Source organism: Paenibacillus sp. FW104-T2 (assembly GCF_058789975.1).
Window position 1 is genome coordinate 43331 of sequence record NZ_JBYTCE010000010.1, and the last position, 10900, is coordinate 54230.

Sequence of the window (10900 nt, forward strand, 5' to 3'; positions counted from 1 at the left end):
CTAGAATGATAGCGGAGGAGGAGAGTGACACATGCATAAAAGGATAAAACAAATGCTCCGCTTAGGTATGTCAAGCATCATTGCTGTTTCTTTGCTTGCTGGACAGACAGGCATGGCGGCTGCTCAGGCGGTCAATACGATTCATTTTACAGGTTACTTTGACAAACAACTGCGTGCACAAATGGCGGTTACTGCAGATTCATTCCCTGTGGTGAACGTTCGTCTGGTCAAGCAGGATGAGCCGGATATGGTGTACTATGACGTGGGAACTTCCATACTGATTTCCAAGGATGAGGTTCTGACCAACTACCATGTCGTTCAGGAGTTTGCTGAACTAATGGATGGAGACGAAGGTACGTTAACCGTAGCGAGTCCAGGTCACTTGGAACGCCCCATTAAAGCAAAGATTATCAAGACAGACCCCGTAACTGATATGGCCTTGCTGAAGCTGGACAAGGATATGGATGCTGAGCCGGTTACGTTTGCAAGCGCGAGGGATAACCAGATTGTATATACGATTGGATTTCCGAAGAATCCTGCCGGTGATCTGGTGCTGCTGGACGAAGAGTTTCCTTCAACCTATAATACGATTGCCAAAAGCCGGGTATACAGCAGCCAAGCTTCGGATGTGCCGGGCAAAAAGGGAATTGGCAGTATTGTGAAAGCCATGGCACAAGGCAATTCCGGAGGGCCAGTACTCGATCAGAATAATCGGGTCATTGGTATGATGACATTTGTATATGGCGGAAAAACCTATTATATTACGTCGAAAACATTGCAGTCTTTCATCAAAGAAACCACATCACCTGCCAAGAAACAGATTGCTGTCGCAGGCAAGGTAACCAGTTAATTCTTCGTCGTTAACGTCAAGTGAATATACATATTCACAAAACTAAACATGCTCATCTTCGTAGTTCCTGTCATGGTGCAGGAAATGGGAAGATGGGCCTTTTTTAATTAAATATGCACGAGATCGTGGCTGAAAAAGGGCATTATCGCCTCCTGTTTACATTTTCCTTGGATTATCCTTGTGATTTCCCGCCTTGATGGGTATCATTAGTGTGAGGTGACATGACAAACATGGAAAGATTACAAAAAATTATCGCACAGGCAGGTATTGCATCTCGCCGTAAGAGCGAGGAACTGATCCTGTCCGGCAAAGTGGAAGTTAACGGGGAGGTCGTAACCGAACTGGGTACAAAAGCGAACCCCGAAGAGGATATGATTACGGTTAATGGAAAACCGATTCGCAGTGAAAAGAAAGTGTACTTGATGTTGAACAAGCCCAAAGGTGTGATCACGAGTGCATCTGACCCGGAAGGACGGAAAATTGTATCCGACTATCTTAAAGGTGTCAAAGAACGTGTATATCCGGTGGGACGACTGGACTACGACACAGAGGGTCTGCTCATTTTGACCAATGATGGTGAGTTCGCTCACTTGCTGACGCACCCAAAACACCATGTACCCAAAACGTACCTGGCAACGGTCAAAGGCGTTCCGCATGGTACTGCCCTGGAGAAATTAAAGACAGGCATTATGCTGGATGACGGGATGACGGCTCCGGCAGAGGTGGAGTACAAGGATGTGGACACAGCTAACAATGAAGCTGTCATTTCCATTACCATCTACGAAGGTCGTAACCGCCAGGTAAGACGTATGTTTGAGGCGATTAACCACCCAGTAACTCGCTTGAAACGGATTTCATTTGGAGGTATTTTGCTGCAAAACCTGAAACGGGGACTAACTCGTAATTTAACGAAAGAGGAAGTCAATAACCTGATTACACTCGCAAAATCGGAACCCGCCAAAAAAATGAAAAAAAGGTAATCTGAGGACACATAATTTTCATAAAACCGCCGCAGTTTTGTGACGAAATTCGCTATAATTGTTCATAGGATGTTCACAGTTGGGAGAGACGATGAACAATTACGAATCAGTCACTGCAAAGGGGAGCAGCACATGGGGAAATCAAGAAGAACGGTGCAAATCGTCATTTTGTTATTGATCCTGGTGTTGGGCGGATATGCGATCACCACATCGGTATCCGGCTCGAATGGCAAGCCGAAAGAAGGGGACAAGGCTCCTTCTTTTGAATTGCTGGGCCTGGATGGTCAAGTGCATACGTCTGAAGAATATGAAGGTAAGGCCATGGTGATCAATTTTTGGGGCACTTGGTGTGAGCCCTGTGTGAAAGAGATGCCAGCGCTTCAAGCTCAAGCAGACAAGTGGAAAGATCAGGGTGTTCAATTTATCGGCATTAATGCTGGAGAAGATCAGATGACCGTGGATAATTTTGTTCGTCAGGTGGGCGTCAATTTTCCGATTATGCTCGACCAGGACAAAACTTCGATTCGGGATTTCGGAATCTCGCCGATGCCTACAACCTTTTTCGTATCGAATACGGGCAAAATCTCTACCATTCATATCGGTCAACTTGATTTGGATACGCTTGACGCTCAAATTTCACAACTGGCGAAGCAGCCCTGACAGGAGGTCTAGTCGTGTTCCAGAATACCAAATGTGAATGTGGACATCAGAACCCGGTCGGTACCGTACTCTGTGAAGCATGTGGTAAACCGCTGCTCGAAGCTGAGGCTAAATCGAAAGAAGTTCTGGAAATGCGCTATGATGGCAGGGCCCGTCGTTCGCAGCGCAGCAACCCGAATATCATTGATCGTGTGTGGAACTTTTTTTCATCCGTGAAGATTGCGGTCTATCTGATTGTATTTACCCTTGTAGGGTCCATGTTGGGAACCATCTACCCTCAAGAGAGTACGTTTCTCAACATTGATCCATCTGTGTATTACAAAGAAACCTATGGACAGTTGGGCCATATCTATTACCTGCTGGGTCTGTCCCATACATACGAATCCTGGTGGTTCATCCTATTGCTTGTTATGATCGGGGCTTCACTCGTCATATGCAGTTTAGACCGGGTGCTTCCGCTCTATAAGGCACTCAACAAGCAAAAAATCCGTAAACACATGCAGTTTCTAACGAGGCAGCGTCTGGTATATCAAGGTCCCATTGAAGAGGGGGCAGAAGAATGGATTACGAAAGCGGTTACGCCGCTTAAAAAGAAGGGATATCGAGTGCATACAGAGGGAAGTGCGCTGCTGGCCGAGAAGCAACGATTCGCCCGGTGGGGACCCTATGTTATTCACATTGGTTTAATTATTTTTCTTCTGGCTGTGTTGGCCCGTGGCCTTCCCGGACTTAATCTGGACGAGCATGTTGCCTTTCCGGAAGGCGAGATTAAGAAAATCCCTAATACCTCTATGTACTTAAAAAACGAACAGTTCAATGTTGAATTTTACAGTGAAGAGGAAGTTCCCGAGCAGTTTCGAAATTTGAACAAAATTGTTCCAAAACTGTTCGAAACCAAAGTCGTGTTGTATGAGTGCACCGCCGATTGCTCGGATCTATCCAAGAAGCCTCAATTAAATGAGGTTGCCCGTCATGATGTAAAGGTGAATCATCCATTAAACTATCATGGGTTGAAAGCGTATCAGTTCGATTACGATCTTACACCTACCATTCGCTCTGTAACTCCTGATTTGGTCGATGCCAAAACGGGGGAGAAGTACGGTTCATTCCAGATTGACATGGTCGATACAGAGCGCTCCTTCGAGGTAGGTCCATATTCACTTACCGTAAAAGACAAGTTTATGGATTTTGGACTTGATGAAAACGGTCAGCCCAAATCCTTGTCCCCTTCACCTAATGCTCCAGCCTTTTTATTTGTAATTAAAGGCCCGGAGCTGCCTGAAGAAGGGATTCAATATCTTTATTTCGCAAAACAGGTGGATAAACAGCGTTTTAGACAGGATTCAATAAACCAGCAGCTGATAGGGGGAGAAATTCCTCTGCAGCTTGAAGTGGACAGCATGGATAAGGTTGATATTATCCAATCCGTAAGTTATCTGAATATACGTGTAGATAAGGCCATGCCATTTGTCTGGGTTGGAGCCGGAATTGTGATGTTGGGATTGGTCATGGGCTTCTACTGGCATCACCGTCGTATCTGGATCCGAATTGATGATGGTCAGCTCACGCTGGGAGGACACACCAACAAAAACTGGTTTGGCTTCAGGCGTGAAGTATCAGCCGTGTTAAAACAGATGAATCTTGAAGTGGATGAGAAGTCGTTGGATAACGGGGGGAACCAAGGATGAGTTTATTGGATTTCAGCAGCGACGCATTTATTGTATCTTTTTTTCTCTATTGTGCTGCATTTTTGTTATATGCTATTGCTGTTATGGGCAAGAAGTGGAGTAATCGAGATCCTCTGGCTCATGTAGCCAGATGGGGGAAAAGAGCATTTATCGCTTCGATCGTTGCACTCGCGGCGCATTTCGTTTTCTTTTTTACGCGCTGGGCTGGAGCAGGCCATATTCCTGTCAGTAACATGTATGAGTTCATGACTTTTTTATCCATGATGATCATGGTCGCATTTATTGTGGTATATGCCATCTATCGAAAATCATTGCTTGGACTGTTTGCATTACCACTTACCATTATTATTATGGCATACGCCGCCGTATTCCCACAGGAAGTACAGCCTTTAATCCCCGCATTGCAATCGATTTGGCTTAAAATCCATGTAACGCTTGCTGCTCTAGGTGAAGCCTTCTTCGCGGTTGGGTTTGCAGCAGGCTTCATGTATTTGCTCCGTACCGTTGATTTCAGTGGGAAAGACAAATCGTCCAGACGTCAGCGCGGCTGGGTGGAGTTTACCTTCGTTACGATTGTCGTTGTAATCGGGTTTATTGGAACCGTATTTGCCTTTCGTGCGACGGGGTACGAGACGGTTTTTGTCCAGAAAACGGCCAGCATTGACACAGAGGTACAGGAAGATAGTACAATAGAGAAAGTGATTTATCGCATGCCTCCAATTTTTGCACCTTATCAGAGTGAAGTGGAGAGTATGACACCGTTTCTTGGGATGAAGGAACCTCTACTTGAGACGCCATCCTGGATGAACGGAGTTAACGCCGGACGCAAATTGAATACGGTAGTCTGGTCATTGATTGTAGGTTTGATTCTCTACGGAATTATACGATTAATCGTAAGAAGACCGCTCGGACAAGCTCTGCAACCTATGCTGGACGGCATTGATGCTGATGATTTGGATGAAATCAGTTATCGTGCAATCGCCATCGGTTTTCCGATATTTACATTAGGGGCATTAATTTTTGCCATGATTTGGGCTCAGATTGCCTGGAGCCGTTTCTGGGGCTGGGATCCCAAAGAAGTGTGGGCATTGATTACATGGCTTTATTATAGTGTGTACCTGCATTTGCGTTTATCCAAAGGGTGGCAGGGCCGAAAATCTGCTTGGCTTGCCGTGCTCGGATTCCTTGTTGTCATGTTTACCCTGGTAGGTGTGAACTTGATCATTGCCGGACTGCACTCTTATGCAGGATCCGACTAGGATAGGCAGTTTCGCTAAAGTATTGGAGAAAAATCCATGAAACCATGCATTGCCCCTGCATTAAAAGTGGGCATTCAAATATTGTTCGCCAGATCGAACATAATAGAAGTGATTGGAGTTATTGCAAAGGGGCTGGAGTGGAATGGCAGAACATGAGAACCGGATACTGGTCGTGGACGATGAGGAACGGATCCGCAGACTTTTGAAAATGTATCTTGAAAAAGAAGGATATGAAATTGATGAAGCGGAAGACGGCGAGACAGCATTGCGAAAAGCAACAGCTGGAGATTATGGCCTGATTTTGCTCGATGTTATGCTGCCTGGCATGGATGGTGTAGAAGTGTGCACTCGTCTTCGTCAGGTGAAATCGACTCCGGTATTAATGCTTACTGCAAAAGGTGAAGAAATTAACCGTGTTCAAGGATTTGAAGTAGGCGCAGATGACTATGTGGTGAAGCCTTTCAGCCCACGTGAAGTGATTTATCGGGTGAAGGCAATCCTGCGTCGTTCTTCGGCAACTGCATATCTGTCCAAAGAAAGTAACTCAAGCAACAATATCGTATTCCCTCATCTGGTTATTGAGCATGACGCTCATCGGGTAACTGCAGGTGGGGAAGAGATAAGTCTTACACCAAAAGAGTATGAGTTATTACATTACCTGGCGACCTCTCCGGACAAAGTGTTCTCCAGAGAGGAATTGCTCAAGGATGTTTGGAATTATGAGTTTTTCGGTGATCTCCGCACCGTGGATACACACGTCAAGCGTCTTCGTGAAAAGCTGAACAAGGTGTCGCCTGAATCGGCGGCTATGATTACGACAGTTTGGGGTGTGGGTTATAAACTGGAAGTACCGAAATAGTTTCAATTTCTGGAGATCACTGGTCGGGAAGTTATGGATTACGATTATATGTCTCGTGGGCTGTGTGCTCATCGCGCTGGGTCTTTTTTTGCTACCGTATATCGATACGAACTTTGCGGAATCGGAGTCCAGGGACATCAAGCGCCTGTTCACGTATGTCTGTATCATCGGGTTCAGTTTAACGACATTCTTCGCCCTCTTTTTGTTCACGAAGATCACTCAGCCGATGCAGCAGCTGATTCAGGCAGCCAACGCAATTCGCAAAGGAAATTATGGGACTAGGCTCTCTCTCGTGACTAGCGACGAGATTGGTGAACTGGCTAACACATTCAATCACATGGCGGCTCAACTGGAGGACAACATTCGGAACCTGAACCATGAAAAGGAGCATTTGGCGAGTGTGCTTCGTAGCATGACGGATGCCGTTGTTACTTTTGATGGTGAAGGTAAGGTTATTCTGACGAATCCTCCAGGGGAAAAGATCATGCAGGCTTGGTGTAACCTGGATTGGGCACAGGACGAAGAGGGGCAGGAAGTAAACAATGGGGGTGTGTCTTCACGGGAAGTTCCCGAACCACTGATTCCTTTGTTCAAACTGGTTATGGAGCATGGCGGCGATCAGAGCTCGAATGTGCATGTTCAGCAGGGAGTGTGGTCTGTTCAGATGACACCTCTATATGCAGATAGTGTTGTTCGAGGTGCGGTTGCCGTTTTGCGTGATGTGACTGAAGAGGTTCGTTTGGAGAAAATGCGTCGTGATTTCGTCGCCAACGTGTCTCATGAAATACGAACGCCGTTATCCATGATGCAAGGTTACAGTGAAGCTCTTCTGGATGGCATGGCAGCTTCACCCGAGGAAAGTGAAGAATTGATTCAGGTCATTCATGATGAATCCCTACGGATGGGCAGACTGGTTAAGGATCTGCTGGATCTGGCCCGGATGGAAGCGGGGCATACGGATATGGCGATGAAGGAAGTCGATTTGGTGGAACTTCTGGAACGGGTGTATCGGAAATTCTCCGTACGCTCCAAAGAACAGGATATCCGGCTTCATTTTGAATGTAGTCAGTCAAGCATTATGCTTCAGCAGGCTGATGAGGATCGTCTTGAGCAGGTATTTACCAATCTGCTTGATAATGCATTTCGTCATACACCTCCCGACAAAAATGTCATTATTGCGGCCACATTGGCTGGAGATCATCGAACGTCCATGGCTAAAGTGTCGATTAAGGATGAGGGTGCAGGTATCCCTACTTCCGATCTGCCATTTATCTTTGAAAGATTCTACAAAGCGGATAAGGCTCGGGTTCGTGGAGAAAGTGTGGGTACTGGACTGGGTCTGGCGATCGTGAAAAATATCGTTGATGCACATCATGGTATCATTCATGTGAACAGTACGCTTGGCGAAGGTACAGAGTTTATATTACAATTTCCGGTGAATTCCCCGAAATAGCCGGATTTCATACGAAAATTGTGGAAACACCCTCCTGAGGAGGGTGTTTTTTTGTTGAAGTGTACCGTTTAATCTTGTTCAACGTGGAACATATAAAAGTTGATAAATTAACGAAACAATTCTATTGTCCAAGATAATTTTCCCTCCAACGTGACATAAGCTTGAAAAACAAGGTAGTTAAAGGAGGATTGGATAAAGCATGTCCGATAGGCGTAAACGGGTAAATATCAAAGCTTTTTTGGAAGGTAGATCGTTCAGGGCGGGATCGCCCTTCATTCCTATAACAACAGGTGAGCAGGAGCAATTTGAAACGTTACTTCAATCGTTGGCAATCACCATCCCCGCTGCAGTTAGTCAGCCTACATCTGCTAACATACTTGCGCTGCAGTCAGGATTACGGAATGTACTTACTTTTGTGAACGAGTCAGGTTTTCGTGCTGGCGTAAAAGCCGAGCTTCAAGCTGTATTGGAATTAACCATTGCAGCTTCAGAGGTCGTACCTGTTGCGTTAGTCAACTTGTCTGGCAATCTGCAGAACCTGCTTGATGATCTGTTGAGTGTGACTTTGTTGCTTGAGGTACCCCCGCCAGAGAAAGATAAGCTTGTAGGATTGATTCGGAATACGTCTATATCACTTAGCCGTTCAACCATAGGAATTGGTTCGTCCGGGATAACCGGACCTGCTGGTCCACCGGGGGTGCCCGGAGTACCCGGAGTGCCCGGTGTGCCTGGAGTACAGGGGCCGGCAGGGCCTCCTGGAGAGGCGGGCTTAGCGGGTCCAGCAGGTCCAGTAGGCCCAGCAGGCCCAGCAGGTCCAGTAGGTCCGATTGGTCCCGCTGGACCACAAGGTGCTCAGGGTCCAGCAGGACCAACGGGAGCAGGGTTTGATAATGTAACGCCATATGATCCAACACAAGGTCCAAGTTATTCTCAAGGCCAAGTTGTCAGTTATGATGGGAATTTATATGCAGCTAATGTAAATAGCCCAACGGGTATCCCGGGAACTTCGCCAGATTTTACATTATTGTTATCGGGTGGAACAACTGGTGCTACGGGAGCAACAGGTGCAGGATTAACAGGCATCGTTCCTTTTGATCCTGCGCTTGCTCCGTCGTATGCTTCCGGGCAAATTGTAACCTATGCAGGTGGAACATATATTACGAATGTGGCATCTCCGACTGGAACGCCAAATACCTCTCCGGATTATACATTGCTTGCGAGTGCAGGAGTAACTGGCACGACTGGAGCAACAGGCGTAGGTTTGGAAGGATCGGTGCCATTTGACCCTGCTGCGGCTCCGGCATATCCTTCAGGTCAGGTGGTTACGTTTAACGGCAGTACTTATATTACGAATGTGGCATCTCCGACTGGAACGCCAAATACCTCTCCAGATTATACATTGCTTGCGGGTGCCGGACCTACTGGTTCAGCGGGTCCAACGGGAGCAACAGGAATAGGTTTAACTGGCGTTTTGCCGTTTGATCCGGCCGTTGCCCCGACATATCCAGCCGGTCAGATCGTTACTTTTAATGGTAGTACGTATATCGTCACTGTTGCATCCCCAACGGGGACACCAGGGACATCTCCAGACTACACGTTGTTGGCAGGAGCAGGAGCTACAGGAGTTACTGGTGCAACAGGCGTAAGTATAACAGGAAGTACAGGAAATCCCGGAGCTACAGGTCCAACAGGATCGACAGGAGTAGGACTAAGCGGGATTTTGCCATTTGATCCAGCCGTTGCTCCGACATATCCCGCCGGTCAAGTAGTCACGTTCAACGGAAGTACGTATATCGCTACTGCTGCATCCCCAACGGGAACACCAGGAACGTCTCCGGACTACACGTTATTGGCGGGAGCAGGGGCGACAGGAGTTACTGGAGCAACGGGTGTGAGTATAACAGGAAGCACAGGAAGTCCGGGAGCTACAGGTCCAACAGGATCGACAGGAGTAGGATTAAGCGGGATCTTGCCATTTGATCCGGCCGTTGCGCCAACATATCCAGCAGGTCAGGTGGTCACGTTTAATGGAAGTACGTATATTGCTACTGTTGCATCCCCAACAGGAACACCAGGAACGTCTCCGGACTACACGTTATTGGCGGGAGCAGGGGCGACAGGAGTTACTGGATTGACTGGGGTCACAGGTATTACCGGAGACACTGGTATAACTGGGGCAACAGGGATCACGGGTGCAACAGGAATCGGTTTGAGTGGAGTAGTACCATTTGATCCGGCTGTGGCTCCAACGTACCCGGCAGGTCAAGTGGTTACGTACAACGGAAGTACGTATATTGCCAATGTTGCCGGACCGGCTGGGACACCGGGCACATCTGCAGACTACACGTTGTTGGCGGGAGCTGGGGCAACAGGTTTCACCGGAGTAACTGGAGTTACAGGTGAAACTGGAGCAACAGGGATCACGGGGGTGACGGGAGCAACGGGTATCGGTTTGAGCGGAGTAGTATCATTCGATCCGGCGGTGGCACCAACATATCCAGCAGGTCAGGTAGTTACGTTCAACGGAAGTACGTATATTGCGAATGTTGCCGGACCGGCTGGGACACCGGGCACATCTGCAGACTACACATTGTTGGCAGGAGCTGGTGCAACAGGTGTTACCGGATTAACTGGAGCAACCGGAGGTACAGGCGAAACTGGGGTAACCGGCGTAACAGGAGCCACAGGAATCACGGGAGCAACGGGTATTGGTTTGAGCGGAGTGGTACCATTCGATCCAGCCGTGGCTCCAACGTATCCGGCGGGTCAAGTGGTTACGTTTAACGGAAGTACGTATATTGCCAATGTTGCCGGACCGACTGGGACACCGGGCACATCTGTAGACTACACGTTGTTGGCAGGAGCTGGGGCAACAGGTGTGACCGGAGTAACTGGAGTTACAGGTGAAACTGGAGCAACAGGGATCACGGGGATAACGGGTGCAACGGGTATCGGTTTGAGCGGAGTAGTATCATTCGATCCGGCGGTGGCACCAACATATCCAGCAGGTCAGGTAGTTACGTTTAACGGCAGCACGTATATTACGAATGTTGCAGCCCCAACGGGAACACCGGGGACATCCCCAGACTATACGTTATTGGCGGGAGCAGGGGCGACAGGAGTTACTGGAGTTACTGGATTGACTGGGGTC

At 47.8% G+C, this 10900-nt stretch carries 8 protein-coding genes; all 8 read left to right on the top strand.

The features are described from left to right. Positions 1 to 31 precede the first annotated feature (31 nt). A complete protein-coding gene (locus AC3WQ3_RS14310; RefSeq protein ID WP_492472590.1) occupies positions 32 to 850 on the top strand; it encodes a S1 family peptidase in 819 nt (272 codons plus the stop codon). 230 nt (positions 851 to 1080) lie between these two features. After that, the gene (locus tag AC3WQ3_RS14315; protein WP_095290531.1) at positions 1081 to 1830 is read left to right on the top strand and encodes a pseudouridine synthase; all 750 of its coding nucleotides are present in this window, start codon (positions 1081 to 1083) and stop codon (positions 1828 to 1830) included. A 132-nt stretch (positions 1831 to 1962) separates the two neighbouring features. Further along, positions 1963 to 2490 (top strand): redoxin domain-containing protein, encoded by a 528-nt coding sequence (locus AC3WQ3_RS14320; RefSeq protein WP_336780719.1) that lies wholly within the window; start codon positions 1963 to 1965, stop codon positions 2488 to 2490. 14 nt (positions 2491 to 2504) lie between these two features. Beyond that, positions 2505 to 4178, top strand: coding sequence for a cytochrome c biogenesis protein ResB (resB, locus tag AC3WQ3_RS14325; protein WP_492472591.1), 1674 nt, complete (start codon positions 2505 to 2507; stop codon positions 4176 to 4178). Continuing rightward, the gene (gene ccsA / locus AC3WQ3_RS14330; protein ID WP_492472592.1) at positions 4175 to 5437 is read left to right on the top strand and encodes a cytochrome c biogenesis protein CcsA; all 1263 of its coding nucleotides are present in this window, start codon (positions 4175 to 4177) and stop codon (positions 5435 to 5437) included. Before resB ends, ccsA begins: the two co-directional genes overlap by 4 nt. A gap of 142 nt (positions 5438 to 5579) precedes the next feature. Continuing rightward, the gene (locus AC3WQ3_RS14335; protein WP_017687664.1) at positions 5580 to 6296 is read left to right on the top strand and encodes a response regulator transcription factor; all 717 of its coding nucleotides are present in this window, start codon (positions 5580 to 5582) and stop codon (positions 6294 to 6296) included. A gap of 55 nt (positions 6297 to 6351) precedes the next feature. Beyond that, a complete protein-coding gene (locus tag AC3WQ3_RS14340) occupies positions 6352 to 7749 on the top strand; it encodes an ATP-binding protein (RefSeq protein WP_492472593.1) in 1398 nt (465 codons plus the stop codon). A 199-nt stretch (positions 7750 to 7948) separates the two neighbouring features. After that, positions 7949 to 10900 (top strand): collagen-like repeat preface domain-containing protein (locus AC3WQ3_RS14345; RefSeq protein ID WP_492472594.1); only part of this gene is annotated, 2952 nt, incomplete at its 3' end.